General features: G+C 72.6%; 26 protein-coding genes and 1 pseudogene. 14 read left to right on the top strand and 13 right to left on the bottom strand.

The genetic code is table 11. The annotated features are described in order from the left end of the window. Positions 1-317: 317 nt before the first annotated feature. From ACWEV0_RS04015 to ACWEV0_RS04030, 4 genes are all read right to left on the bottom strand, one after another. Entirely contained in the window at positions 318-521 is a 204-nt protein-coding gene (locus ACWEV0_RS04015) for a cold-shock protein (protein WP_453146230.1), read from the bottom strand. 358 nt (positions 522-879) lie between these two features. Continuing rightward, positions 880-1,449 carry a DUF5994 family protein gene (locus ACWEV0_RS04020; RefSeq protein WP_453146232.1) on the bottom strand — a complete coding sequence of 190 codons (570 nt, stop codon included), beginning with the start codon at positions 1,447-1,449 and terminating at the stop codon, positions 880-882. Between the two features lie 144 nt (positions 1,450-1,593). Further along, positions 1,594-2,805 carry a PP2C family protein-serine/threonine phosphatase gene (locus ACWEV0_RS04025; protein ID WP_453146233.1) on the bottom strand — a complete coding sequence of 404 codons (1,212 nt, stop codon included), beginning with the start codon at positions 2,803-2,805 and terminating at the stop codon, positions 1,594-1,596. Further along, positions 2,802-3,083, bottom strand: coding sequence for a hypothetical protein (locus ACWEV0_RS04030; RefSeq protein ID WP_453146235.1), 282 nt, complete (start codon positions 3,081-3,083; stop codon positions 2,802-2,804). Before ACWEV0_RS04030 ends, ACWEV0_RS04025 begins: the two co-directional genes overlap by 4 nt. Positions 3,084-3,811: 728 nt before the next feature. Here ACWEV0_RS04030 and ACWEV0_RS04035 point away from each other — a divergent pair. Both ACWEV0_RS04035 and ppsA read left to right on the top strand, forming a co-directional pair. Further along, on the top strand, positions 3,812-5,158 hold the full coding sequence (locus ACWEV0_RS04035; RefSeq protein ID WP_453146237.1) for a hypothetical protein: 1,347 nt from the start codon (positions 3,812-3,814) through the stop codon (positions 5,156-5,158). A gap of 851 nt (positions 5,159-6,009) precedes the next feature. Continuing rightward, entirely contained in the window at positions 6,010-8,439 is a 2,430-nt protein-coding gene (ppsA, locus tag ACWEV0_RS04040) for a phosphoenolpyruvate synthase (RefSeq protein WP_453146239.1), read from the top strand. 185 nt (positions 8,440-8,624) lie between these two features. On the opposite strand, the gene ACWEV0_RS04045 is transcribed toward ppsA, so the two are convergent. After that, positions 8,625-9,212, bottom strand: coding sequence for a CBS domain-containing protein (locus ACWEV0_RS04045; RefSeq protein ID WP_453146241.1), 588 nt, complete (start codon positions 9,210-9,212; stop codon positions 8,625-8,627). Further along, entirely contained in the window at positions 9,209-9,388 is a 180-nt protein-coding gene (locus ACWEV0_RS04050) for a hypothetical protein (protein ID WP_453146243.1), read from the bottom strand. Before ACWEV0_RS04050 ends, ACWEV0_RS04045 begins: the two co-directional genes overlap by 4 nt. A gap of 489 nt (positions 9,389-9,877) precedes the next feature. On the opposite strand from ACWEV0_RS04050, the pseudogene ACWEV0_RS04055 reads away from it, so the two are divergent. The 12 genes and pseudogenes from ACWEV0_RS04055 to ACWEV0_RS04110 all read left to right on the top strand — a co-directional run. Beyond that, positions 9,878-10,210 (top strand): annotated as a pseudogene (locus ACWEV0_RS04055) (AAA family ATPase); the annotation flags it as partial. Positions 10,211-10,363: 153 nt separating this feature from the next. Further along, entirely contained in the window at positions 10,364-11,398 is a 1,035-nt protein-coding gene (locus tag ACWEV0_RS04060) for a hypothetical protein (protein WP_453146406.1), read from the top strand. Between the two features lie 248 nt (positions 11,399-11,646). After that, positions 11,647-12,060, top strand: a complete 414-nt coding sequence (locus ACWEV0_RS04065; protein ID WP_453146245.1) for a CBS domain-containing protein — start codon at positions 11,647-11,649, stop codon at positions 12,058-12,060. Positions 12,061-12,352: 292 nt separating this feature from the next. After that, positions 12,353-12,814 (top strand): hypothetical protein, encoded by a 462-nt coding sequence (locus ACWEV0_RS04070; protein WP_453146247.1) that lies wholly within the window; start codon positions 12,353-12,355, stop codon positions 12,812-12,814. Further along, positions 12,787-13,713 (top strand): hypothetical protein, encoded by a 927-nt coding sequence (locus ACWEV0_RS04075; RefSeq protein ID WP_453146249.1) that lies wholly within the window; start codon positions 12,787-12,789, stop codon positions 13,711-13,713. The genes ACWEV0_RS04070 and ACWEV0_RS04075 overlap by 28 nt, the downstream gene beginning before the upstream one ends. After that, complete coding sequence (locus tag ACWEV0_RS04080; protein WP_453146250.1) at positions 13,697-15,100, top strand: V-type ATPase 116kDa subunit family protein; 1,404 nt, start codon at positions 13,697-13,699, stop codon at positions 15,098-15,100. The genes ACWEV0_RS04075 and ACWEV0_RS04080 overlap by 17 nt, the downstream gene beginning before the upstream one ends. Next, entirely contained in the window at positions 15,097-15,510 is a 414-nt protein-coding gene (locus tag ACWEV0_RS04085; RefSeq protein ID WP_453146252.1) for an ATP synthase subunit C, read from the top strand. The genes ACWEV0_RS04080 and ACWEV0_RS04085 overlap by 4 nt, the downstream gene beginning before the upstream one ends. A 3-nt stretch (positions 15,511-15,513) precedes the next feature. Then, positions 15,514-15,732, top strand: coding sequence for a V-type ATP synthase subunit F (locus tag ACWEV0_RS04090; protein ID WP_453146253.1), 219 nt, complete (start codon positions 15,514-15,516; stop codon positions 15,730-15,732). Continuing rightward, positions 15,729-16,262, top strand: coding sequence for a hypothetical protein (locus ACWEV0_RS04095; protein WP_453146255.1), 534 nt, complete (start codon positions 15,729-15,731; stop codon positions 16,260-16,262). Before ACWEV0_RS04090 ends, ACWEV0_RS04095 begins: the two co-directional genes overlap by 4 nt. Further along, entirely contained in the window at positions 16,259-17,968 is a 1,710-nt protein-coding gene (locus ACWEV0_RS04100; RefSeq protein WP_453146256.1) for a V-type ATP synthase subunit A, read from the top strand. The genes ACWEV0_RS04095 and ACWEV0_RS04100 overlap by 4 nt, the downstream gene beginning before the upstream one ends. Next, positions 17,965-19,362: a V-type ATP synthase subunit B gene (locus tag ACWEV0_RS04105; protein WP_453146257.1), complete on the top strand. Its 1,398-nt coding sequence runs from the start codon at positions 17,965-17,967 to the stop codon at positions 19,360-19,362. Before ACWEV0_RS04100 ends, ACWEV0_RS04105 begins: the two co-directional genes overlap by 4 nt. Next, complete coding sequence (locus ACWEV0_RS04110; RefSeq protein ID WP_453146259.1) at positions 19,359-19,997, top strand: V-type ATP synthase subunit D; 639 nt, start codon at positions 19,359-19,361, stop codon at positions 19,995-19,997. Before ACWEV0_RS04105 ends, ACWEV0_RS04110 begins: the two co-directional genes overlap by 4 nt. On the opposite strand, the gene ACWEV0_RS04115 is transcribed toward ACWEV0_RS04110, so the two are convergent. Genes ACWEV0_RS04115 through ACWEV0_RS04145 form a run of 7 tightly spaced genes read right to left on the bottom strand, consistent with a single transcriptional unit; the run spans position 19,986 to position 26,443 of the window. Continuing rightward, positions 19,986-20,129 (bottom strand): hypothetical protein, encoded by a 144-nt coding sequence (locus tag ACWEV0_RS04115; RefSeq protein ID WP_453146260.1) that lies wholly within the window; start codon positions 20,127-20,129, stop codon positions 19,986-19,988. The genes ACWEV0_RS04110 and ACWEV0_RS04115 overlap by 12 nt on opposite strands. Beyond that, on the bottom strand, positions 20,129-20,398 hold the full coding sequence (locus tag ACWEV0_RS04120; protein ID WP_453146262.1) for an acyl carrier protein: 270 nt from the start codon (positions 20,396-20,398) through the stop codon (positions 20,129-20,131). The genes ACWEV0_RS04115 and ACWEV0_RS04120 overlap by 1 nt, the downstream gene beginning before the upstream one ends. Continuing rightward, complete coding sequence (locus ACWEV0_RS04125; RefSeq protein WP_453146264.1) at positions 20,395-21,867, bottom strand: 2-oxo acid dehydrogenase subunit E2; 1,473 nt, start codon at positions 21,865-21,867, stop codon at positions 20,395-20,397. The genes ACWEV0_RS04120 and ACWEV0_RS04125 overlap by 4 nt, the downstream gene beginning before the upstream one ends. Position 21,868: 1 nt before the next feature. Next, a complete protein-coding gene (locus ACWEV0_RS04130; RefSeq protein ID WP_453146265.1) occupies positions 21,869-22,879 on the bottom strand; it encodes an alpha-ketoacid dehydrogenase subunit beta in 1,011 nt (336 codons plus the stop codon). Continuing rightward, the gene (gene pdhA, locus ACWEV0_RS04135; RefSeq protein WP_453146267.1) at positions 22,876-23,961 is read right to left on the bottom strand and encodes a pyruvate dehydrogenase (acetyl-transferring) E1 component subunit alpha; all 1,086 of its coding nucleotides are present in this window, start codon (positions 23,959-23,961) and stop codon (positions 22,876-22,878) included. The genes ACWEV0_RS04130 and pdhA overlap by 4 nt, the downstream gene beginning before the upstream one ends. Further along, on the bottom strand, positions 23,961-25,769 hold the full coding sequence (gene acsA, locus ACWEV0_RS04140; RefSeq protein ID WP_453146269.1) for an acetate--CoA ligase: 1,809 nt from the start codon (positions 25,767-25,769) through the stop codon (positions 23,961-23,963). The genes pdhA and acsA overlap by 1 nt, the downstream gene beginning before the upstream one ends. Further along, positions 25,766-26,443, bottom strand: coding sequence for a CBS domain-containing protein (locus tag ACWEV0_RS04145; protein ID WP_453146271.1), 678 nt, complete (start codon positions 26,441-26,443; stop codon positions 25,766-25,768). The genes acsA and ACWEV0_RS04145 overlap by 4 nt, the downstream gene beginning before the upstream one ends. Positions 26,444-26,641 lie beyond the last annotated feature (198 nt).

Genomic DNA, 26,641 nt, shown 5'->3' on the forward strand with positions numbered 1-26,641 from the left:
AACGTCTCGGCGTGTCGACATCGGCAGAAGTCGTCACGGTGGGGAGCGTGGGGGTGATCGACGGAGCCGGCGCGAATCCACCCGGCCCACGCCCGTCATTGCCGTCACGAATGTCCGGTAAACGGCACGCCGTGCCCGTACTGTTCATGCGGGACCTCATCGACGCCGTGAACACCTGAATTCCCCGGCGATCGGATGGCGTGGAGAATTCCGAGGCGGCTTCGAATGGGTATGAAACCCGAGCCGGCGGAGAGAAAATGCGGCTGGGGCCCGCACCCCGAGGGATGCGGGCCCCAGCCACGTCATGCGCGCCAGCGTCAGGCAAGAACGATGTTCTCGGCCGTCGGGCCCTTCTGGCCCTGCGCGATGTCGAAGGTGACCTTCTGGCCTTCCTGCAGCTCGCGGAAGCCCTGCGCGGCGATGTTCGAGTAGTGGGCGAACACGTCGGGGCCACCCTCGTCCTGCGCGATGAAGCCGAAGCCCTTTTCTGCGTTGAACCACTTCACGGTGCCACTGCTCATGTCATATCTCTTTCCGGGGGCTCATCAGCATCCGCACTGTGCGGATGCCGTGTCGCCGTGATGATTACCCCGCCGGAGAGACCGGATACGAAAAGGCACACCCAGTGGCCGATGGGCCGGACTGGGGGGCACTTGAAGTTTCGGGAACCACAACTGCAACTGAAATCGACACTAGCACGCGGACTCGGTCTTTCCCGGTTCATTGGCGCCACTATTTCTGGACGCCAAGAAGCCTGACTGCGCCACCCCTCGCATTCTCATCCCGCCGGCACAGATACTCGTTCGCGGCGTGCAGAGGTCTGGAAGACGACTGAACCCCCGGGTTGCCGACCTGAGGCACGGCACGGCGGCACCCGTGTCAACCGCTGAACCTCCGCATGTTCTGTGGCAGGTAGATCATGCGCGCCCCGACGACGGGGCGGGGACGGGGCCGGGGCCGCGAGGAGGCCCCGCCGTCCGTCTCCCAGACGTCCTCGCCGGCTCGGGCCTCCCGCAGGCGGCGCCCGGCGGCGCTCTCGTCGGACATCAGGGTGTCTGTGGAGTGCAGGTTGCCCGGAGCGGAGGCGGCGGCCATCAGCCGTGCGGCGGAGGCGGGTTGGGTCTCGGGGGGAATCACCAGCAGGTCACAGCGGCCGAGGCTGTACGAGAGCAGGACCATCGTGTCGGGGTCCTGGCCGGTGAACCAACCGACGTGCACGGCGTATTCGCCGAGGGGGACCTTGGACGGGGTGACGGGCCAGGGTGCCGGGTTCGCGGCGATGCGCGTGACGCGTCCCCAGCGGTCCCGCAGAGCGTCCACCAAGGGCGGCAGCTCGGTGGCGAGATCGCGTGAGTACGGCCACCAGGCGCCGTCCAGCAGACCAGCCAGGGAAGTGTTCGGCGTCAGTGCCAGGCGCGCCTGGCTGGTGGGAGCAGCGGTGCTGGTCATGAGAGCGGGACCTGTCCCCGGGGCGCCTGTGGGCGCCCCGGCCTAGCGATCGCCGGAAACGACGTCCGCGTGAGGGCGGGTGTACGAGGTGCTCCCGGTACCTCCAACGTACTCCGCGCCGGACCCGGACGCGCCGAGTCCCCGTCACCCTGGTCCGCGCCACTCGACGAGGACGAGGGTGGCGTCGTCGGTGGTGGTCTCGTCGCGGGCCCGTCTGAGCGTGTGGGACAGGTCGCGTGCCACGGCCCGTATTCCCCGGTCGGCCCGGTCCAGCCGGTGGACCCAGTCGATCAGCTGGTCCTCGCCGAACTCCTCCTGCCCGCTCTTGTGTTCCTCGATCAAGCCGTCGGTGAAGCAGAGGATCCGGTCCCCGGCCGCGAGCGTCACCTCGCTGACCTGCGGCTGGTCTCCGCCGAAGCCGACGGGGAGGGTGGTGGGGCTGTTCAGGCGGCGTACGACCCGGTGATCGCGGATCAGCATGGGGGCGGGGTGTCCGGCGTTGACCCACTGGAGGCGGCCGGTGCCGGTGTCGAGCCGCAGCATCTGCGCGGTGACGAAGTGGTCGGGGGCGAACTGCTCGGCGATGGCCCGGTCCATGAAGAGGTAGATCTCGGAGAGTTCGACGCTGGTGCGGCGGGCGTGCCGGTAGGCGCCGATGGCGACGGTCGCCATCGTCGCCGCGTCCAGGCCGTGGCCCATGGCGTCGATCATGGCGAGGTGGAGGACGTCGCCGTTCAGGGCGTAGTCGAAGCTGTCGCCGGCCACGTCGTAGGCGGGTTCCAGGACGCCGGCGACCGCGACTCGGGGCATCGACATGGCGAGCGGCGGTAGGAGCGACCACTGGATCTCGGCGGCGACGCTCATCGCTTCGTCGCGGCGGGTACGGAAGAAGAGATCGGTGTAGCCGTTCTTGGTCTGCAGCGCGGCGGCGACCAGGCCCGCGATCCTGCGCAGGATGCGGCGGTCGTCGTCGTCGACCGTATCGAGGGTGACGGCCAGGACGCCGGCCTGGTCGCCGCCGTCCAGTAGCGGGACGTGGACCCGTACCCCGTCGGGCAGTGGTACCTCGACCGGGCGTGCGGTGAGGAAGCAGCCGCCGGCCGCCGACCCGTCGATCGGCAGGGGATCGCCGTCCTCCAGCCCGTCCCCGGCGAGGGGGACCAGATTCTGCTGCCCGTAGTCCTGGAGCAGGATCTGCGCCTTCCGGCCGCCTATCCGGGCGATCACGTCGGCGAGGGCCGGTCCGACCCGGTCGGGCGGCAGCGCGTGGGCGTGGTCCAGGAGTGCGCCCAGCAGCATCTCCCCGAAGCTCTCCGAGCGGTCGGGATCCCTGTCCTCGTACCGTCCGACGGTCATCCGGGGGCCTCCAGGCGGGCGGCGCGGCGACGCCCTGGTCCGGTGCCGACGGACCGGATCCGCGGCATCGCGGTGCGGCTTCCAGGATGCTCCGTGGAGGCCGGCGCCGCCACGCGCGCCCGTCGGCTCCGCTGCCTGTCGGGTTCCGGGAGCGCGGCCCGGTGCCGCTCGGGGGCCGCGATGTCGGTGGTGAGGTGGAGACGGGCGCCCCCGCCCAGGGCGGGATGGCCGCGCTGCTCGCCGCCGTCGACGACGTGGCGGAGGACTTCGGCCACCATCCGGGCGGCGTCCGGGGTGGCGGCTACGATGCGGACTCGGCGTACCCCGGGGGCGGCAGGGCTTCGGCTTCTGGCTCGGCTTCTGGCTCGTCGCGGTCCAAGGCGGCACCCTCCTCGCCACCGGAGACCCGCCCGCGAATGACCGGAGCGGAGCGGGCATGCATCCGTACCTTCACGGTTCGTCCGAAGCCGCCGGCGCCGATCGGTTCCTCGGCGGAGAGCGCCGCGTCCGCGCGGCCTCCCGGAATGAACGGGGCCGTCGCCCCGCCCACCGGCCCGGCGTCCGACGTGGCACCGGTCCGGGCGGCAGCGGCACCACCCGTGGACGGACGGACCACGACCGCCGCAGGCACTTCCTCCCACCACGCCCCCACACCCCCGCGCCTCCTGCCGCACCCCGCGCGTCCTGGGTCCCCGGTCATCCTCACCTCGGCAGGGCGCCCACGACCAGGGCGCGACGGCTTACCAGGTGTTCCGGATGAGTGAGGCCAGGGACCACAGCGGCGCGGTGGCGCGGCTTCGAGGGGCAGGCCGGATATGGGTCTGACATGACGACATCTCCGTTGCGCCGAGGTCGCGTTCTCCTCGCTCTGGCGACCGCCGCGCTCCTGACCGCGCCGACCGCGGTGGCAGCCGCGCGGCCGGCTCCCTCTCGGGAGGCCTTCTCCTCATCGGAAACCCCGGTCCGCGGGCACCACCCCGGTCCACCTGCCGACACCAGTCGGAACGTGAAGCGGTTCAAGCACCAACTCGCCAGGTCCGGCTACGTCTCGCAGTCGGGAACCGAGGCCGTCTTCGACCTGAACCGCAGGTACTGCGAAGGCGTCCTCTTCAGCGGGATGTGGCCCAATCCCCAGTCGCCCTACATCGTCACCAACATGCCCGAGGTCCCGGGGCAGGCGCCCAACACCAACCCACCCGTGTCGTGGCGCCTCCGGCAGGACGAGGCCGTCGTCCTGATCGGCTCGACGCCACCGCCGGAGGAGTACTTCTCCTTCGACCTCACCAACATCAAGGGCTCCCTGCACACCGGCCCGGTCGTGTGGACCTCCGTAGGCGACCCGATCAACAAGAAGACCGTGCGCACGGCCGGCCGGGACCCGTACAACCGGCCGTTCGCTCTGGTGATCACCGGTAACGGCCGTACCCGGGCCGAGGTGGACAGGATGCTGCACGCCTCGGGGCTGGGTGGCGAGACCAACCACATGACGATCCCGCCGGCCCTGTACCGGCTCGGCCTCGACCAGGCTGCCGACCAGTTCCTGCTCGGCATGCGCACCGCCGTGCCCGAGCCCGGCTTCGAGAAGGCACTCGACGACTACCGCGCCACACCCCCTCTCCAGGTCCTCCGGGTGCGACCGCGGAGCAGCACCGGGGACGAGACGAAGCCGGTATACGCACCCGATCCGCTGCCCGTCCCCGAGCTGCGCGTCTCTGGGACCGGGGCCACGGAACTCGACCTCAACCCCGCGCTGCAACTGCTGCGCCGGCGGATCATCGACGCCCACCCGGGCTATGAGGCGCACGACGACGTGGTCGAGCGTGGCTTCGAGGAGTCGTATCCGGGGCTGCAGGACAACCTGGCGATCGATCCGCCCACCACAGGGGTGGGCGCGCTGTCCAACGACGCCGACGACCCGATCTCCCACAACTTCTCCCTGCCGGACGGCTCCTTCGTGGTCGCCTACGGCACGAACCACGTGGCGACCGGGCAGGCGAGCTACTCCAGCGTCACGCTCAACGCCGACGCACGCGCAGCCGTGTCCCTGAGCGCAAAGAACAACCGCGACCTGGAGGGCAGCGCAAGGGACTTCATCCCCGACCAGCCGGACGCGGACAAGCTCTACGCCTGGTCGTTCAGCCGTGCGGGCGACAGCGGCCCCTCCGGACCGCACGTGACCACGCTCCCGTCCGCCGGCACGGACTTCTGCGCGCAGTACGGCACCGACCGGCCCGTCGACATGGGCACGATCCGCGTCGTGGCCCGCGCCTACATGCAACCCGAAACCTTCACCCGCCCCGCCCTCTCCGCACTGCTCCTGGACCGGCTGCTCGTCTTCACCCCGAAGAAGTAGGGCACCGACAGGGCGAGCGGCGGTCCGCAGCCAGAGGTTCTCGCCGCTTCGATCCTGGGCGGTGCCGGTCGAACGGGAATCCCGATCGGTTGATCGTCGCCGGTGCCCGGCATGGCAACAGGGCCTCGTGGTAGCTCGAAGGGTGTATACGCCGACGAGCTTTCCAGGAGGCCCTGTTGTCGCGGTTGCACGCTGCCGGGGTCGTGGAGTCCAACTGGGCCACCGTGGGTGTTGCTGCCTGGCTCACCGGTTCGGGAATGCCGCCGACAGTCCGGCGCGCGAGCGCCGGTACCCGACGGACCTGACGGACGAGGAGCGGGCTGCCGTCCGGTCCGGCCAGCCCCGCGCGACGAGGCGCTTCGCCTTCGAGCGTCCTGGCGAGGTCGTCGGCTTGGGAGGGTGGGGGCACGACGGCGGAGCCGGCCCGGGTGAGCATCGACGGCGCGCTCGTCGTCGGCCGAAGGGGCCGCGGCAGTGACTCCGACGCGGGGCTCCACGGTCCACGGGGTCCTCCACGAGGCGGCCTGCCCCGTCATCACCGCCCCGCCGTCCCGGGCGACAGGGACCGTCGGCACCGTGCACGGGGTCGACCGGTCCCGGCCGGGCACGGACCGTCCGGCCCCTGCCGGTTGATTCCCTCGGCACTGGGGCGGCCCCTCCGCGAGGGGGAGGGTGGGAGGACGACAGCCCCTCGGGCCGAAGCACGGGCCCCGGAGAGGTGAGGACGATGCAGCACATCCGGATCAGCCGTCGGCCCCAGCCGCCCCGTCGGCCCCGCCCCCTCGACCTGCGGACGCCGTCCGGCCGCCCGCTCCCTTACTGAGGCCCCGGCCCGAGCCGTGGAGGAGATCGTGAGCGTCATCAGGGAACCGGAATCCAGGGTCCTGCCGTTCACCGAGCTCGGCCGCAAGGATGTCGGCCGGGTCGGTGGCAAGAACGCCTCGCTGGGAGAGTTGACCACCCGGCTCGGTGCTGCGGGAGTCCGTGTCCCGCCTGGTTTCGCCACCACCGCGGAGGTGTACCGGGAACTGCTCGCCGGCCACGGGCTGCGCGAGGCGATCGAGGAGCAGATCGGACGCCTCCACGACGGAGCGCCGCTCGACGAGGTCGGTGCCGCCATCCGCGCCCGCTTCCTGTCCGAGCCGCTGCCCGAGATTCTGCGGGACGAGATCACCGTCGCCTACCGGCGACTGGCCGAAGAGTGCGGCCGGACGGATCCCGACGTGGCGGTGCGCTCCAGCGCCACCGCCGAGGACCTGCCCGAGGCGAGCTTCGCCGGGCAGCAAGAGACGTACCTCAACGTGCGGGGGGTCGACCGGCTCGTGGACGCCTGCCGCCGCTGCTACGCGTCCCTCTTCACCGACCGGGCCATCGACTACCGCGAGCGCATGGGATACGACCACCTCACCGTCGCCCTCTCGGTCGGAGTCCAGCTCATGGTCCGCTCCGATCTCGCCGGTGCCGGCGTCGCCTTCACCCTCGACCCGGAGAGCGGTTTCCCGGACGTCATCGTGGTGAGTGCGGCCTGGGGCCTGGGAGAGACCGTCGTCAGCGGCCAGGTCGACCCCGACGAGTACACGCTCTTCAAGCCGAGCCTCAAGGACCCCGCGCTCGATCCGCTCATCGACCTGCGGATCGGGGCCAAGCGCCGCAAGGCCGTCTACGCCGAGGGCGGTCTGACCCGGACCGTGGACACCCCCGATGCGGAACGCGGCGCGCGCGTCCTCGACGATGCCGAGGTACGCGTCCTGGCCGAGTGGGCCGCCGCCGTCGAGCAGCACTACGACTGCCCCATGGACCTCGAATGGGCCAAGGACGGCCTCACCGAGGAGCTCTGGATCGTCCAGGCCCGCCCCGAGACCGTGCAGTCCCGCCGCCGCGCCACGACCCTGCGCCGCTGTCGCCTGACCGCCGCCCCCGTGCCCGGCCCGCTCGTCGAGGGCATCGCCGTCGGCGAGGCGATCGGCCAGGGCCCGGTGGTCGCCCTCGACGCGCCGATCGATCTCGACCGCTTCCCGGCCGGCGGCGTCCTCGTCACCGCTGTCACCGACCCTGACTGGGAACCGGTGATGAAGCGCGCCTCCGCGATCGTCACCGATCACGGCGGCCGCACGTCGCACGCCGCCATCGTCAGCCGCGAACTCGGCGTCCCCGCCGTCGTCGGCACCGGCGACGGCACCCGGATCCTGCGCGACGGCACGCCCGTCACCGTCTCGTGCGCCGAAGGGGACCGGGGCAGGGTCTACGAGGGCCTGCTCCCGTACGAGGAGACCTTTACGGACCTCGCGGACCTGCCCGCCACCCGTACGCGCGTCATGCTCAACCTGGCCGACCCGTCGGCCGCGTTCCGCTGGTGGCGGCTGCCCGCCGACGGCGTGGGCCTCGCCCGGCTGGAGTTCATCGTCGCCCACCAGGTGAAGGTGCACCCCATGGCGCTGCTGCACCCCGAACGCCTCGACGCCGACGACCGGCACGTCATCGAACGCCTCACCGAGGGCTACATCGAGCGTGGCCAGTACTTCGTCGACCGCCTCGCCCGCGGCATCGCCCGGATCGCCGCCTCCCGTTGGCCCGCCCCGGTCGTCGTACGGACCAGCGACTTCAAGACCAACGAGTACGCCAAACTCCTCGGCGGGCGGCCCTTCGAACCCGACGAGGCCAACCCGATGATCGGCTGGCGCGGCGCGAGCCGGTACTACAGCCCGGGTTACCGCGAGGGCTTCGCCCTCGAATGCCGGGCGCTGCGCCGGGTCCGCGACGAGATGGGCCTGACCAACGTCGTCGTCATGATCCCGTTCTGCCGCACGCTCGGCGAGGCCGACCGGGTGCTCGGCGTGATGGCGGAGGAGGGGCTGGTACGCGGCGAGAACGGGCTCCACGTCTACGTCATGGCGGAGATCCCGGCCAATGTCATCCTCGCCGAGGAGTTCGCGGTGCGCTTCGACGGCTTCTCGATCGGCAGCAACGACCTCACCCAGCTCACCCTCGGCGTGGACCGCGACTCCGAGGCCCTGGCTCACGTCTTCGACGAGCGGGACCCCGCCGTCGTCCGAAGCATCGGCATCCTCGCCGCCCGCGCCCACGCGGCCGACCGCCCGGTCGGCCTGTGCGGCCAGCGGCCCAGCGACGACCCGGCGTTCACCGCGATCCTGGTCCGCGCCCGATTGGACTCGATCTCGGTCGCGCCCGACAGCTTCCCGACCGTGAAACGGACCGTGGCAGAGGCCGAAGCGGCGCTCGACGAAGCCGTCGCGACCACGTCGTACGGGGATCCCCGGTGACCGGCACCCGCAGAGTCCCGGTCGGCGGGTGCCAGGCTCAGTGACGTCGGGTGCACCGCACCCGTCTCTGGCGCCGAGTTCGCTCAGCAGGCGACCCCGGGCACGTGGTCATCCACGACGGTCACCGCCACAGCAAGGGCCCGCCCGCCGGCGGGCCGGCCGGGAAGCAGCCGTCACCGCCGACCTCAGTCGTCGTACCGCAGCCGGTCGACGACACCCACGACGCCGTCCACGCTGCCGCACAGCCGCATGACCACCGGCATCAGACCGCGGCGAGGCAGAACGCCACTGAGGGTCACCACGCCGTCGGCGACCTCGACGTTCACGGCGGAGGGAGACAGGCGCAGGGTGCGGGTGAGGACGTCCTCGACGATCTCCTCCTGGATGGCGCGGTCGCGACGCAGGAACAGTTGGACCAGGTCGCTGCGGCTCAGTACGCCCAGGACCGCTCCCTCCTCGTCGACGACGGGCAGCCGCTTGACGCCGTGCCGGTCCATGACCCGGACCGCGCGCACCACGCTCCACTCGGACCGTGCCACCACCGCGGGGCTCGTCATGAGTTCTCCGGCGGTGTTTCCCCCGCCGTCGTTCGCCTGACGGCGGACGAGATCGCGTTCGGAGACCACGCCGAGCGGATGGTTCGCCTCGTCGACGACGCACACGGCGCTGACGTCGAACTCGTCGAGCAGCAGGGCGACATCCCGCAGGGACGCGTCCGGGCGGACGCTCACTGAGGTGGGGGTCATCAGATCGGCGACGCTGCGGTGCCTCATGACATGTCACTCCCGGTCGTGGTGGCGATGCGCCGCCTCACCTCGTCCGTCAGGGCCGCCAGACGTGGTGACACGTATGCCACCGTCGAGCGCGGATCCGGCGTCATCGCCCTGGCGGTCGCCGAGTCCTCGACGAGCGAGGTGACCCGGGCCGCACCGGGACGGTGTAGCGCCATCGTGGTCTTTCCTCTCCGATGGTCGGATCGCGGGAGAACCGGAGAACCCGCGACCCTCACCCTCCTCGTGGTCGCCGTCACAGGAACAGGGCCGAACGGGTCTCGGGCCGAGACCGAATGGTGCCGGGCTGGCGGCCGTCGCTCACGTGTGCGGCGTGGGTCCATGAAATGACGGTGGACGGCGTCAGAGTTCCGAGCACGGCAGGTGCGCGGCAATGTCGGTGTCGACTTTGTGCCTACCAGGCTCGGTGCTGACGCTCGGCGACTTCCGTACGTGAGCGTCTCTTGAGCGGCTGGTATGTGCGCAGCACGTATGGGCGGCGCTCGGGAGGGGCCGATCGGGCTTCTTCGAGGGACTGATCGGGTCCTCACGGCGGGTGCCCCGGCCTCGTATCGTGAGAGGGCAGGGGCGAGGCCCCCACCCCTGCGTCGCCCCCGGCATTCGGGGGTGCACAGACATGAGAGGTGTCGTGGGAAGGGGAGAGAACAGTGGGAGCTCTGATCACCCCTGTCGCCCGGCCTCCGGGCCTCTACGACCGCGAGACCGAGTGGAACCGGCTGGTCGCATTCGTCGACGATCCCCGTCCTGGGCCCGCGATCGGTGTCGTCACCGGTCCACAAGGGCACGGCAAGTCGTTCCTTCTCAAGGCCCTGGCCCGCGCGACGGGCGGGTTCTATTTCAGCGGTCAGGAAGCCGCTCAGGCCGAGACGCTGCGCGCGCTCGCCGAGCGGTACGCGCGCCATGCGGATCTCGCACGGGCACCTCGATGGCCGGGGTGGAGAGACGCACTGCTCACGTTGGCGGTTTCGGGGCGCGGCCCGACCGCGCTGGTCGTCCTTGATGGATTTCCGGAGGTCGTGCGGCAGAGCCCAGGGCTCCCGGCCACGATCAACGAGGTGTGTCATCAGCTGGGTGACGGCCCCGGAAGCCCCTCCAGGCTCCGCCTGCTGCTCTGTGGCAGTACGACACCGGTGATGAGCCGCCTGATCAGTGCCTCCGCCCGATGGGTGGACCAGGTCGTGGAGATGGCCCCCCTGGACTACCGGCAGGCAAGAGAGCTGTGGGCGATCGACGATCTCGTGCTCGCGCTGCGCGTACACGCGGTCGTCGGAGGCAGCGCGGCCTTCCGCTTCGACCCCGCGGGCGACCCACCTCCCACCGGCTTCACCGACTTCGACGGGTGGATACGTGAACGTGTGCTCAGCCCGCGGCTGCCGCTGTTCTGGAAGGCCGGACACATCCTGGACCGGGTACAGGACAGCTGGGACGCCGCCGCATGTCACTCCACCGTGGCCGCGCTCGCCGTCGGCCGCTCCACGCCCGGGGAGATCGCCGACTTCCTCGACCGGCCGGCGACGGACGTGCCGCACATCCTGTCCCACCTCGAGGCACGAGGTCTGGTACGCGGCGAGCCCGACGCCTTCCAGCCCGGTCTCCTCCACTACCGCATCACCGAGCCGCTGCTGGCCTTCGACCACGCCGTGATCCGCCCCCATCGCTCCGACCTCGTGGACGCCGACGACACGACGATCGACGAGATATGGCGACAGGCCCGGTCCGTGTTCGAAAGAGACGTGGCGGGTCCGCACTTCGCTCAGATCTGCCGTGAGTGGGCGGTCCGGTTCGCCGCGGCGGAGCTCTTCGGAGACGTGCCGGAGTCCGCTCTGTCGGGCTCCCTGTCGCATACCGAGGGCGAGCGGGCGATCATCGACGTCGTGGTGCGGGGCAGACGAGCCCGCCGTCCCGGTCCGTTGCTGTCAATCGGCTCGGTCTCCTGGACGCACCCCATGGACACACCCCACCTCGAACGTTTGCGCGACCATCTGGCGCACCTCGCCGCTCGCGGCGAGGAAGTCGGCGAGACCCGCCTCGCCTGCTACGGAGCCTCCGGCTTCGGACCCGGACTGCGGGACGCCGAGGCGGACGGGGAGGTCCTTCTCGTATCGCCCGAGCAGCTCTACGGCGACGCTGCGCGGCCGCGCAAGGCGCAGGAAGAGGGACGACCGTGACCAACCGGGCACAGCGTTCCCGCGCTCGGGAGATCAGGGTCAACGCCCGGCCCGACCGACGGGAGATCCCGAGTGACGTGCTTCCCGCGCAGAGCCTGGCGGCGTATCTCCCGGCGAGGGCGATCAGGGCACGTCCCAGGCGCCCCGTGCACACCGTTCGTGTGAGCGCTCGGTTCCTCTGACGACCCGGCACCGCCCCAGAAGGGGCAGGCAACCAAACATGACGGGGGCGGAAGGAGGAGGTGGCCATGACGACCGCACGCGAGATCATGCACACCGGTGCCGTCTGTGTGCAGGAGGACGAGACCCTTGTCGACGCGGCGCAGCGGATGAGCGAACTCGGCATCGGCGCCCTGCCCATCTGCGGGCCGGACAACCGGCTCCACGGAATGATCACCGACCGCGACATCGTGGTGAAGTGCCTCGCCAAGGGCAAGGACCCTCGCCACATGACGGCCGGCCACCTTGCCCAGGGCAAGCCGATCACCGTCGACGCGGAGAGCGACAGCGAGCAGGTGCTGCGCACGATGCAGGAGCACCGCATCCGCCGTGTCCCCGTGATCGACGACCACCGGCTCGTCGGCATGATCAGTGAAGGGGACCTCGCCAGGCACCTGGACGACCAGAAGGTCGGGAAGTTCGTCGAGGCCGTCTGCGCCTGACACCACTGCACACGACCCCAGCCGGTCGGGCCCCCGTGTGGTGCGCGGGACCGGTCGGAGCCGGCCGGGTCGGCCGTGGTCGCGCGGGCCTGCTGCCGGGCTCGGTCAGCCAGGTGGTGCCGCACTGTGCGCACGGCCCGGTCGCCGTGGTGCGGGGGCCGGGCGAGCGCTGACCCGGGAGCCGCTCCGACGGTCGGTCCGGACGGCCGTCGGTATGCCGGCGCCCGGTTCGAGGCGACAGCTCGCGCGAGGGTGGCGAGACTGTAAACGAAGTGAGAGAGGAGGCCGCCGGATGCGACTTCGGACCTTCCTCGCACGGTTCCGGCGTGTGGCCACGCCCGGAGCGGCCGTCGCCGCGGTGCCCGCTGACCGTACGGGCGAGCCGACCGTCGAGCTGGCTCCGGTGCTCACCCGGCTCACGGGCGTACAGGACGAGGCGTCGGAGATCCGCGCCGGAGCCGCGGAGGAGGCCGCGGCCGTCGTACGGCGGGCGGCCCGGCAGGCCGGCGACATCGTGGCCGACGCCCGGGAACGGACGGAACGGGTGCGCACGGAAGCAGCGGCGTCCGCGTCGGCCGCGGCCCGTCGCGAGGAGATCGTGCTGCTCGCGGCCGGCCGCAGCGCGGCGGAGCAGGTGCGCAGGCGGGCCGGCGAGCGGATCCCCGCTCTCGCCGATCGCGTGACCGAGTACGCCCTCGGCCGCCCCGACGGCGTGGGGAGCGGCGCATGGGCGCCGGGTGGGTCGCCGGTGTGAGCAGGGCGGGAGCTCTGACGTCCCAGCGACTGGGGGCCGGCGCCACCCGGGAGCTGGCCGCGAGTGCGTCCCTCGCGCATGCCCTGCGCGGCCTGGACGGCTCTCCCTACCGGGCAGCGGTCGCCGCGGAATCGTCGCTCGCCGCCGCGCAGCGCGGTGTGACGGCCGCGCTGCTCTGGAATCTGCGGGTCCTCGCGGGGTGGCTGCCGCACGGCGGCGCGCGCCTGCTGCGGCCGCTCGCCTCGGGCTTCGAGATCGCCAACGTCGAAGCGCTCCTGCGGTCCTTCTCCGGCGCGGCGCCACCCCCGCCGCCCTATCGGCTCGGCACGCTCGGCACGTCATGGCGACGTCTCGAACGCGCCACTTCCGCAGGCGCCGTGCGCCGGGTGCTCGCCACCTCGCCCTGGGGCGATCCCGGCGTCGAAAGCCCCTGGGCCGTGGGGATCGGCATGCGCATGGCCGCCGCGGCCCGGACCGCGACCGTGGGGCCCGCACGCACGTGGGCCGAGGGCCGAGCCGCCCTTCTCGTGGCCCGCGAGGTGTTCGTCCACGGCCGGGTCCTGCCGACGCCGGTTCGGCTCCGTGCGGCGGCCGTCCTGGGAGCGCGCGCCCTGGAGGCGTCCGGCTTCCGCGAATTCCGGGACCGGCTCCCCACCGGAGCCCGCTGGTTCGTGGAGGGCGTCGACGACCTGGCGGACCTGTGGCGTGCGGAGGCCCGCTGGTGGGCGGCCCTGGACCGGGACGCGGAGGACATGCTGCGCGGCTCGAAGTACGGACCCGAAACGGTGGTGGGTGCGGTGGCCGCGCTCTCCGTGGACGCATGGCGCGTGCGGGCCGCGCTGGAGCTCGCGGCGCACGGCGGAGGGCCGATGGAGGTGTTCGATGACCTGGTCGGTTGAGAGGCTTCTGCCGGTACGGATGCGACGGGTGGCCCTCGTCGCCCCTTCGTCGGCGATGCGGGACGCCCTCGTGCGCGTCGCCGACGAGGGATGTGTCGAACTGGACGGGGCGGAGAACGGCGAATCCGCCGCGGCGGTCGCTGCAGCCCGGGGACTTCCGTCCGTCGCGCGTGCCGAGGCGTTGCTCACACCGACCGCACCCGACCTCGGGGCGCTGCGTCGGGAGCGTCGAGAGGACCTGCTGGCAGGGGAGGCGCAACTGGCGGCCTTCGACCGGGCCGCGGTCCGGCGCGGAGAAGTCGCGGCGCTGACCGGCTGGTGCCCCGCCCCGGACGTGCCGCGGCTCGCGGGACGGCTCGCGGCCGTCGGCGCGGCGGCGGTCGTGCTCCCGGCGCCACGAGGCGTCGAGCCACCGACGCTGCTGCGCGGGTCGCGCAGGCCGACGGGCTCGTTCGCGCCGCTGGTGACCACCTACGGCGCGATGTCCTACCGGGATCTCGACCCCTCGTGGCCGTCGGGGATCGTCTTCGTCGTGATGTTCGGCGTCATGTTCGGTGACGTCGGCTACGGCCTGCTGCTCCTCCTCCTGGCCCTCGCGCTGCGACGCGGGGTGCCGTCCTTCCTGGCGCGATACCGCCGGCTGCGGACCTTCCTGGCCGGGGCCGGGACCGCCACCGTCCTGGCCGGCCTCGCCTACGGGGAGTTCTTCGGGCCGACCGGGATCCTGCCCGTCCTGTGGCTCGATCCCCTCGACTCGCCGGAGCGGCTGCTGACCGCCTCGATCCTGTTCGGCGGAGTGCTCCTGGCACTCGCCTACGTGGCGGGCGCGGTCAACCGGTGGCGTGAAGGGGGTCCCGCGCGGGCCGTGTACGCCCCGACCGGCTGCGCCGGTCTCGCCGTGTACGCGTCCCTCGCCCTCGTGGGTGCCGGGCTGTACCTGGACGAGCGGGCGTACGCCGTCGCAGGTGCCGCTCTCTTCCCGCTCGGCCTGCTCCTCGCGGGCGCGGGGTTCTTCGCCGCCACTCCGGGCGGCGCGGCGGGCGCGGCCGAGACCGGCGTTCGCCTCTTCGAGGTGCTCGTTCGGGCCGGCACGAACACCGTCTCCTTCGCCCGGCTGGCGGCCTTCGGCCTCACCCACGCGGCGCTGGCGGACGTCATCTGGAGGGGAACCACCGGGCTCGCCCGGCAGGGACCCGGGCCGCTCGTGGCGGCCGTCGTGCTCTTCGGCGTCGCCACGGCCGTCTCGTTCGCCCTGGAGGCGCTGGTCGCCGGAGTCCAGTCACTCAGGCTGGAGTACTACGAGCTGTTCTCACGGGTCTTCGAGGAGCAAGGACGTCCGTTCCGTCCCTGGCACGTGCCGATGGCCGATCCGGAGGTGACCGCATGATCGCCTGGTTGCTCGCCCTGCCCTTCCTGGCCGCCGGCTTCTGGGTCTTCCGCAAACTCGCCAGGCGTGACGGGAGACGGTCCGTCCGATGGCTCGTGGTGTCGAACCTGATGATGTTCGCGGGAGCCCTGGCCCTCCTCGTCATGGGCCTCTCCGGAGTCGCGCTCGGCGCGCCCGCCCAGGCCGCGGCGACCGGGCCGAACGGGTCCGCCCTCATCGCGGCGGCCATCGCGGTGGCCGGGGCGTCGATCGGCGCGGCCGTGGCCGTCGCCTACACGGGCGCGGCCGCGCTGGCCGCCCTGAGCGAACGGCCGGAACTCTTCGGCCGGGCGATGGTCATCGTGGGACTCGCCGAGGGCATCGCCGTCTACGGCCTGGTGGTCGCGATTCTCCTGATCGGAAAGGCATGAGCGATGGGGACCGTCGCGGCCGTCGGTGAGCACATGAGAGTGCGCGGTTTCGCCCTGGCCGGTGTCCTCGTGTTCGAGGCGGAGCGCGCGGAGGACGTGCGGGAGGCCTGGCGGTCACTGCCGGACGACGCGTCCCTCGTGATCGTCACCTCCGCGGCGGCCGGAGTGCTGGGGCCGGAGCTGGCGGAAGGCGGCCTCCTCACGGTGGTGATGCCACCGTGAGGAGGCGGCGGGCCCGGCAGGCGCGGCCGGAGGGAGCGGACGGGGAACTCGACCCGGTGCGTGAGGCGCTGCTCCGCGCGGCGCGCGCCGACGCCGAGGCCGTCCTGGCGGATGCCGTCCGCCAGGCCGAGGAGCTCCTGGCAGCGGCTCGTGACGAGGCCGCCGCGATCCTGGAGCGGGCCCGGCAGCAGGGACGAGCGGACGGGCTGACGGCTGCGAACGCCCGTCGTACCGCCGCCCGCCTGACGGCCAGACGACTCGAGCTGGAGGCGGAGTCCGAGGCGTACGCGATGCTGCGCGCCCGGGTGCGCGAGTCAGTCCGCCAGGCGGCCGCCGACCGGACCGCCCAGGCCCGGCTACGGCGGCGTGCCCACGAGCTGCTCGGACCCCGGGCAGCGGTGGCCGCCGGGCCGGACGGCGGACTGACGGTGGCGGCCCTGGGCCGCCGGGTCGACCTCACCCCCGACACCCTGACCGACCGGGCACTGGAACGGTTCGGAGCGGAAGCGGAGGCCCTGTGGATGCCGTGACCCCGCCGCGAGTGCGCCGGGTGACGGGCCCCCTGGTGGAGGTGGACTACACCGGCGGCATGGCCATGGGGGAGCTGGTCCTGCTGGGCGACGCCGGGCTCACCGCCGAAGTGGTGGCGATCAGGGGCACGGTGGCCACCCTTCAGGCGTACGAGTACACCGGCGGTCTGGCCCCCGGCCACCCGGTCCGCCGGCTGCGCAGGCCCCTCTCGGTGCGGCTGAGCCCCGGCCTCCTCGGTGGTGTGTTCGACGGTCTGCTCAGGCCCCTCGACACGGCCGGCGAACGCCTGGCACCGGGGGAGTCCGCGGCACGGCCGGGAGAGCGCACCTGGACCTTCCGCCCGGCGGCGGCCGCCGGACAGCACCTGGCGGAGGGCGCCGTGCTCGGCGCCCTCGACGGAGCCGGGCCCGCGGTGCCGCTCCGCCTGCTGGTACCGCCCGGCTGCACGGGAACCGTCGACCGCGTCGCGCCGGAGGGCCGGTACGGGGAGGACGAGGTGCTGGCGGTGATCGCGGGTACGGAAGTGCGCATCGCGTCCGACTGGCCCGTACGCGTACCGCGCCCGGTACGGGAACGCCTCGTCGCCCGCGAACCGCTCGTCACCGGTCAGAGGGTGATCGATCTGCTCTTTCCCGTGACCCGGGGAAGCACCGTCGCAGTCCCCGGCGGGTTCGGGACCGGGAAGACCATGCTGCTCCAGCAGATCGCCAAGTGGTGCGATGCCGACGTCATCGTCTACGTGGGCTGCGGAGAACGCGGCAACGAGATGGCCGACGTGATCGACGAGCTGTCACAGCTGGCGGACCCGCGCACCGGCGGCCGGCTCTCCGACCGCACCGTGACCGTCGCCAACACCTCGAACATGCCGATGATGGCGCGCGAGGCGAGCGTCCACACCGGCGCCACGGTCGCCGAGTACTTCCGGGACATGGGACTCGACGCCGTGGTGATCGCCGACTCCACGTCCCGCTGGGCGGAGGCGCTGCGCGAGTTCGCCGCCCGCATGGGCCGGCTGCCCGCCGAGGAGGGCTACCCCGCCGACCTCGCCTCCGAACTGGCAGCCTTCTACGAACGCGCCGCCGCCGTGCGGACCCTGGGCGGTACCACGGGCTCCGTCACCGTCATCGGCGCCGTCTCGCCACCCGGCGGGGACCTGACCGAACCCGTCACCGCGCACACGGAGCGCTTCGTGCGGTGCCTGTGGTCCCTGGACCGCGACCTCGCGTACGCCCGTCACTACCCGGCCGTGTCCTGGCCCGACTCGTTCTCCAGGGACGCCGCCGCGCCGGCGGAGGGCGGATCCGGAGCGACGGCCGAGCGGCGCGGGCGGGTCGCGGCGCGCCTGGCCGAGGCCGACCGGCTCGCCGGACTCGTCGAACTCCTCGGGCTGACCGCCCTGCCGCCGGGCGAACGCGTCGGCGTGCTCGGCGGCAGGCTGATCCGCGAGGGCGTTCTCCAGCAGAGCGCGCTCTCGCCCCGGGACGCCTACTGCGCACCGCGGAAGACGGCCGCTCTCGCGGACGCCGTCCTGGCCGTGATCGACCGCTGTGCCGCCCTCGTCGACGCCGGGACGGACGTGGAGACCGTCGAGGCCGTCGACTTCACCCCGGTCCTGCGCGCCCGCGACGCGGCCGGGCCCGAGGACACGGCCGCCGTCATCGCGGCCCGCGACACGGTCCTGGCACGGCTGGCGGAGCCCGCATGAGCGGTGGCTACGAGATCGAGTACACCGCCGTACGGGAGCTGCACGGCCCGCTCGTCGTGGTCGGGGGAGTCACGGGCGTGGGGTGGGACGAGTACGTCCGGATCACACTCGACTCCGGCGAGCGCCGCCACGGGCTGGTCCTGGAGGTCGACGGGGATCTGGCCGTGGTCCAGGTCTTCGAGGACACGACCGGGATGAGCCCGGACACCACGAGGGTCGCGTTCGCGGGAACCCCGCTGCACGTGCCGGTCGGCGACGGCTGGCTGGGCAGGGTGTGCAACGGGCGGGGCGATCCCGTCGACGGCGGTCCGCCGGTCCTGGGCCGGGTCCGGGCGGCGATCGGCGGCACGCCGATCAACCCGGCGCGCAGGGAGCCGCCGACGGAGCCGGTGCTGACCGGCGTGGCCGCCGTCGACGTCCTCACCACCCTGGTACGCGGCCAGAAACTGCCCGTCTTCTCCGTCGCCGGCCTGCCCCACCTCGAACTCGCGATCCAGATCGCCGCCCAGTCCTCCTGCGGAGACGAACCCTTCAGCGTCGTCTTCGCAGGGATGGGCCTGACCCACGCCGACGCCGTACTCGTCCGTGACGGGCTCGCGGACCGCTCCGCGGACGGCGAACTGGTGCTGCTGCTCAACACCGCGGACGACCCGGTGATCGAGCGACTCCTGACGCCACGGCTGGCCCTCACCGTCGCCGAGGACCTGGCGTTCCGCGGCGGCCGGCACGTCCTCGTCGTCATGGGCGACATGACGGCCTACGCGGAGGCGCTGCGCGAGGTCTCCGCGGCCCGGGGGGAGATCCCCGCACGGCGTGCCTACCCGGGCTATCTGTACAGCGACCTGGCCTCGCTCTACGAACGCTGCGGAAGGATCCGCGGCCGGCCGGGATCGGTCACCGTCCTCCCGGTGCTCACCATGCCGGCCGGGGACATCACCCATCCCGTCCCCGACCTCACCGGATACATCACCGAGGGCCAGATCGTGCTGTCGAACGAGATCCACGCCCAGGGGGTCTACCCCCCGGTCGACGCCCTCGCCTCGCTCTCCAGACTGATGCGCAAGGGCGCGGGCGCCGGCCGTACCCGCGACGACCACCTGCCGGTCGCCGCGCAGCTCATCGCCGCCCTCGCCCGGGCACGGCAGGCACGGGAACTCGCCGATCTGATCGGAGAACAGGCCCTGAGCCCCGTCGACCGGCGCTACCTGGACCTGGAACGGGCCTTCCTGCGCCGCTTCCTCGCCCAGCGGCGCGGCGAACCACGCTCCCTGCACGAGTCGCTCGACACGGCGTGGCACGTGCTCCTGAACCTGCCCGAGAGCGAGCTCGGGATGCTTCCGGAGGCCCTGCTCGGCGCCCGGAAGAAGCCGCCCGACACGGAGGAGGACGAATGAGCGGGCGACGGCTCCCGCCGGGCCGGGAGGGCCGCCTGCGCCTGCGCCTGCGGCTCGACACGGCGCTGCGGGGAGCCGACGTACTGGAGCGCAAGCTGCTGTTCCTGCTGGAGCGGCAGCGAGCGCTGCGGGAGGCCGAGGAGGCGGCGGCCGGATTGTGGTCGGCCCGGCTTCGCGAGGCCGAGACGTGGCTGTTGCGGGGCATGCTGCTGAGCGGGGAAGAGGCTCTGGTCCAAGGGGCCGTGGCGGACCGGGCGAGGGTCGTGTTCGCGTACACGACCTCCATGGGCGTACGTCACCCCGCAGGCGTGACCTGGACACCCGCCGCCCGCTCACCGGACGACCCGTCGCCGCGCAACAGCGCCCTGGTGCGGGCCGAGGCGGCCTACCGAGAGGTGGTCAGGACGGCCGCCGAGTACGCCGCCGCGCACGAGGCGTCCCGCGTCGTGGCGGCCGAGGTCCGCAGGACACGGCAGCGCGTCCGCGCCCTGCGCCACCACTGGATCCCCCGGCTGAGCGGAGAACTGGCCGCCGCCGAACTCGGCCTGGAGCAGGCCGAGCACGAGGAATCCGTCCGCAGACGATGGGCCTCCGCGGCGGGCGGGACGGCGACGCCGGGTGCGTCACGCGCCTGACCCGGGGAAAGCCCTGTGCACCGCGGCGATCCGGTGCTGCGCCAGGGCGCGCACGATCCTCTCGAACGGCGCGTCGCCGCGGACACCCACCACCTCACGGGTCATCAGCGCGTCGACCCTGCGGTGACGCATCACCCGCTCCTCCCGTGCGCGGACACACCCGCCCCGTTCACCAGGCGATCGGCGCAGCCGTTCCAGGTGACGAGGACCTGGTAGTCGTCCTCGGTGAGTTCTCTTCCGCTGAGTTCGGCGAGCGCCTCGACGAACTCGAGGAAGTCCAGTGAGTCCATCTCGAACGTGTCACGGAGGGACGCGTCGGGGTCGAGCCCGGTGAAGTCGGCGTCGGGGACGACGCGCTGTACGGCCTGCTGGACGAACGTCCTTGCCTCGTCGTGGTTCACAGTTCCTCCGGTTGGTGCAGGAGCCGGTCCAGGGCGGTCAGTAGCCGGGCGCCGGTGGCACCGTCCGCCGCGCGGTGATCGGCGGAAAGCGTCGCCGTCACCGTGGGGCGTACTCCCAGGAGGCCGTCGACGGCGACCGGCCGTTCGGTGATCCGGCCGAGGCCGACGAGCGCGACCTGCGGCGGGTAGACGACCCCGAACACGGCTTCGACGCCCTGGTCGCCGAGGTTGGTGACGGTGATGCTGGGGTCGGCGGTCTCGGACGACCGGAGACGGCCATGACGTGCCCGTGCCACCAGGTCCTTGAGCGCGGCCATGACCTCCGGCACGGAGAGCGTGTCGGCGTGGGCGAGGGCCGGGACGACGAGGCCGCCGCCCCGCAGGGAGACGGCGACCCCGAGGCGGACCTCGTCGGCGGGGACGAAGCCGTCGTCGATCCAGTGGCCGTTGAGTTCGGGTACCCGGCGTGCCGCCAGTGCGACCGCCTTGAGCATGAGTGCGGCAGGCACCAGGTGGGCGGACAGAGGCAGTTCGCGGTTGCGGGCGTGCATCCAGTCCAGGGCCGCCGCCATGTCCACGGTCGTGGAGAGGTAGAAGTGGGGGATCTCGCGCTTCGAGCGGGACATCAGGCGGGCGGTCGCCGTCCGCGCCGCGTGCTGCAGCACGGGAGGCCGCGCCGCCTTGGAGGCGGTCCTGACGTCCTCCGCGCGGACGGTGCCGCCCCGGCCCGTGCCGGTCACCTGGCCGAGATCGACCTCCAGTTCGGCAGCGAGCCTCCTCGCGAGCGGTGACGCCTTCACACGGGCCGGCGCACGCGTACGGCGCGCAGGCGCAGCGGCCTCCGGCCGCTGTGCCGGCTCCGCGGCCGTCCGGACCGGTGCCGTGCGCCGGGGGAGCGGGAGACCGTCCCGGAGCCGGCGTTCCTCGGCGCCGTCCGGGCCGGGTTCGGCCTTCGCCTCGCGAGCGGTCGCGGTGGCCTCCGGCCGCCGTCCGCGTGCGGAGACCCGCTTCCGGCTCCCGGTGGTCTCCGGCGGCTGTACGGGCGTGTCACCGACAGGCCCCGACAAGGCCGGGCGCGCCCCGGCAGGCGCGGGCGCAGGCTGAACTTCCGCGCCCTCCACGTCGGCCCGGGTGATCCTCCCGCCCGGGCCCGAGCCGTGGACGGCCGTGAGATCGATGTGCCGGTCCTCGGCGATGCGGCGGACCAGGGGGGTCGTGAGGGGGCGCTCGCCGGTGGACGCGGCGATCAGGGCCAGGGCAGTGCCCACGGGCACGGTGGTGCCCTCGTCGACGAGGAGCGCCTCGACCGTACCGCTCTCGAAGCACTCGACCTCGATCGCGGACTTGGACGTCTCGACGACCGCGACGACGTCGCCCCGGGTGACCTGGTCGCCCGGGTGCACCAGCCACTGGGACAGCGTGCCCTCGTCCATGTCGGCCCCGAGGGACGGCATCGTGAACTCGGCCATCTCAGTCCACCGCCCGGTGGGCCGCCGCCACGACGCCGGCCGGCTGAGGGAGGGCCGCCTCCTCCAGCCCGCGCGCGTACGGGATGGGAACCTCCGCACTGCAGACCCGCTCGACGGGAGCGTCCAGGTCGAAGAACGCCTGCTCGCAGATGCGTGATTCGATCTCGGCGGACAGGCTTCCGCTGCGCCATCCCTCGTCGACGACGACGGCGCGGTGGGTGCGCCGGACCGAGGCGACGATCGTGGCGTCGTCGAGGGGCCGCAGGCTGCGCAGGTCGACGACCTCGGCGCTGATCCCCTCGCCGGCGAGGCGTTCCGCCGCTTCGAGTGCCTTGGGCACACAGCCGCCGTAGGCGACGACCGTGACGTCGGTTCCCGCGCGGCGGATCGCGGCGCTGCGCAGGTCGACACGCCGGACCGCCGGATCGAGGGTCCCCGAAGCGTTGTACAGAGTGCCGTGCTCGAATACGAGCACCGGGTCCGGATCGGCCAGCGCGGCCGCCAGCACGTGGCGGGCGTCGTCGAGCGTGGCCGGTGCCAGCACGTGCAGGCCCGGGATGTGGGCGTACCAGCCTTCGAGGCTGTGGGAGTGCTGGGCGGCCAGCTGCCGTCCCGCGCCCGTCGTCATCCGGATCACCAGCGGCACGCCGAGCTGTCCGCCGGACATGTGCCGCAGGGTGGCGGCGTTGTTGAGGATCTGGTCGAGCGCGAGCAGGCTGAAGTTGACGGTCATGATCTCGACGATCGGCCGCATCCCGGCGAGGGCGGCGCCGATTCCCGCACCGACGAACGCGGACTCCGACAGCGGGGTGTCCCGGACCCGGTCCGGGCCGAACTCCTCGAGCAGACCGAGGCTCACGCCGAAGCAGCCGCCGTAGCGGCCGACGTCCTCACCCATGAGGAAGACCCGGTCGTCCGAGGCGAGTGCCTCCCGCAGCCCTTCCCGCAAGGCTTCCCGGTAGGTCGTGCCACCGCCGTCCGGGTGGGCGCCCGGTCGGGTACGAGCGCTCATGACGGTACCTCCTCGCCTTCGCCGGTGACATGGAGCAGCAGGGTCTCGGCCGGTTCCTCGGGAGCCTCCTCGGCGGCCCGGACCGCGCGGTCGATCTCCTCGGCGACCTCACGTTCCAGGACGTCCAGGGCGGCCGCGTCGACCAGGCCGGCCTTCCGGAGACCCTCTGTGAGGCCGGCGACGGGGTCGTGGCGCTTCCACTCCTCGATCTCCTCCTTGGGCCGGTAGCGGTCCGGGTCGTACATGGAGTGCGCGCGGAACCGGTAGGTCCGTGCCTCCAGGAAGTGCGGGCCGTTGCCGGCGCGGATGGACTCGACGGCTCCGCGTGCCGCCTTCTCCATGGCGTGCACGTCCATGCCGTCGACGGCCCAGGCGGCCATGCCGTACGACGCGGCGCGCATCGCCAGGTCGGTCTGGGCGTGTTCACGCGCGAGGGCCGTCCCCATCGCGTACAGGTTGTTCTCACACACGAAGAGCACGGGCAGTCCCCAGAGCGCGGCCAGGTTGGCGGTCTCGTGGAACTCGCCCTCGGCGAAGGCGCCGTCGCCGAAGAAGCAGCACGTGACACGGGATTCCCCGCGCATCCGGTCGGCGAGGGCCAGTCCTGCCGCGAGCGGCAGTCCGCCGCCGACGATCGCGTTGCCGCCGAAGAAGCGGCGCTCGGCGTCGAACAGGTGCATGGACCCGCCGCGGCCGTGGCTACAGCCCGTGGTCTTCCCGTACATCTCCGCCATGACGGCTTCGGTCGTCACTCCGCGGGCCAGGGCGTGACCGTGTTCGCGGTACGTGGAGACCACCGAGTCCCGCTCGTCGAGCGCCTGGTGGACGCCGACGGCCACGGCCTCCTCGCCGATGTACAGGTGGACGAAGCCCCGGATCGCCGCCGCGCTGTAGAGCTCGACGCACCGTTCCTCGAAGCGGCGGATGAGCAGCATCCTCCGCAGCAGTTCCAGGTCATGGGCCGCGTCGGTGGTGGGGGAGGGGGCGGAAACGGGGGCCGCCGCGGGCGCCCGGGCGCGGGTGCGCCGGGGGCGCTTGGCGTCCGGGGTCCTGGCGGGCGTTCCGCCGTGAGTGCCGGCCATCACCGCTCCTTCCCCGAGTCCCGGGATGCGCCGGCCGGGCCGGCCGGCTCCGGGGTCTCCAGCGTCGACACATCGCCCTCGGGCAGGCCCAGTTCACGGGCCCGCAGCAGTCGGCGCATCACCTTTCCGCTGCGGGTGTGCGGCAGGTCGTCGACGAACTCGATCTCCCGTGGCGCGACGGCCGGGCCGAGGCGCCGGCGGGCGAACGCGACGAGGTCACGCCGCAGCTCGGCGCCGGCCTGGTACTCGGTGCGCAGCAGGACGAACGCCTTGACGATCGCGCCCGCCAGCGGGTCCGGGCGCCCGATGACGCCGGCCTCCGCCACCGCCGGATGCTCCATGAGGGCGCTCTCCACCTCGAACGGTCCGATGAGATGCCCGGCGGACTTGATGACGTCGTCCGCGCGGCCGACGAACCAGAACCAGCCCTCGGCGTCACGGCTGACCAGGTCGCCCGTCAGGTACCAGCCGTCGGCGAAGCACGCCTCGTATCGCTGCGGCTCGTGCAGGTAGCCGCGGAACATCGAGGGCCAGCCCGCCCGCAGAGCCAGCTCGCCCTGCACGCCCGGGTCCCGCAGGATCTGGACGTGCCCGCCGTCCACCGCGGCCCGGCCGTTCTCGCCGCACGCGAGCACCGCGGCCTCGACGCCGGGCACCGGACGACCCATCGAGCCCGGCCGTACGGGGTCGGCCGCGAAGTTGGCGATCATGATGGCGCCGGTCTCGGTCTGCCACCAGGTGTCGTGGACCGCCACGCCGAGCGCCTCGCGGCCCCAGTGCACCGCCTCGGGATTGAGCGGCTCGCCGACGCTCGCGACGAACCGGAGCGACGAGAGGTCGTGACCCGCGGTCGGCGGGCCGCCGGCGCGGGGAGCGGCCCGCATGAGCATGTGGAGCGCGGTGGGCGCGGTGTACCAGACGGTCACGTGCTCGTCGGCGAGGATGCCGTACCAGCGGCCGGGGGCGAAGTCGCCCTCGTCGACGACGGTCGTCACGCCGTGGGTGAGCGGAGCGATCACGCCGTACGACATTCCGGTCACCCAGCCGGGATCCGCGGTGCACCAGAAGACGTCTCCTTCGTGCAGGTCGAGGGCGTAGGCGGCGGTGACGTGATGGGCGAGGACCGCGCCGTGCACATGCATGGCGCCCTTGGGAGTGCCCGTGGTGCCGCTGGTGAAATGCAGCAGTGCCAGGTCCTCGGGGCCGGTCGGTGCCACCGTGTACGCGTCCGGCGCGGCGGCCGTCAGAGCGGGGAGGGAGAGGGTGCCCGGGGGAGGATCGTCACCGGGATCGAGGAGCAGGACGTGCCGCAGCAGCCGAAGCCGGGAGCGCACCGGTGCCACCTTGCGCTCGTACAGCTCCCGCGTCGTGACGAGAACCCGCGCGTCGCCCAGCTCCATGCGCAGCGCGACGGGTTCGGGGCCGAAGGCGGTGAAGAGCGGGCACACGACACGGCCGGCACGCAGGGTGCCGAGGACGGCGGCGTACAGCTCGTAACGGCGGCCGAGCAGGGTGAACACGACCTCGCCGCGGCCCACGCCGAGCGTCTGGAGGACGTGGGCGAACCGGGAGCTGTCGCCGGCCAGCCGGGCATAGCTGACCGGCCGCACGGATCCGTCGCGGGCGACACAGCGCAGCGCGACCCGTTCGCCGTTGCCCTCCACGAGATGACGGTCGACCGCCTCGTACCCGATGTTGACGCCGCCGTCCGGCAGCCCGGCGAGCCGTGCGCGCTCGCGCCGCCAGGAGAACGTGGCTCGGGCGCTCTCGTAGTCGGCCATCACCGGGGCCACCCACAGCATGTTCATCGCGGTGGCTCCACGTCGAGGGCGAGATTGTCGTAGGCGTACTCGATCGACTCGTGCAGGGCGACCACCCCGTCGACCGAACGGCACAGACGTACGATCACCGGGACGTCGGCTCGCTCGTCGACGCGCCCGGTCAGGGTCACCACCCCGTCCGCGACCGTCACGCGAACCGCGTCGGGCGCGAGCCGCAAGGTGTCGGCCAGCACGTCGTGCTCGATCTCGTCCTGGATGGCGGAGTCGCTGCGCAGGAAGGGCCGCAGCAGATCGCTGCGGCTGACGATGCCGACGAGCCGACCGGTCTCGTCCGTCACGGGGAGCCGTTTCACGCCCTTGCGATGCATGGTGCGGGCGGTCTCGACGAGGTTCCAGGCCGCCTGCGCCGCGACGGCCGGCGTGGTCATCAGGCCGGCCGCCGTCTCCGCGTCCGGCAGATCGCGCTCCTGGGCAAGCAGCCGGACTCCGGGCCCCCGGCCCTCCGGGTCGGGGAGTTCGGCGGTGGCCCGCAGCAGATCGGCCTCCGACACCACGCCGAGCAGGCGTCGCTCCTCGTCGACGACCGGGACCGCCGAGATGTCGTGGTCGGCGAAGAGACGGGCGATCTCCTTGAACGGGGTGGTGGGAGCGGCGGTGACCACGTTGTGCGTCATCACTTCGAAGACGGTGCGGTGCTGCATGACGCTCCTCCTTCACCGGACGGGCGAGCCCCGTGGACCCCAGCCTCATGCGCGGACCTTCCCGGCAGGAGTGCCGAACGGTCCCCTTCCGGGACCGTTGGCCCCTATGCGGCTCCGGCCGGCCGGCCCGCAGGGCGACCCGTCCTACGACGTCCGCCGGTCGGACAAGGACCGGGTCACTCCGGTCTTCCCCGGGGC

This window comes from Streptomyces sp. NPDC003943, assembly GCF_053605265.1.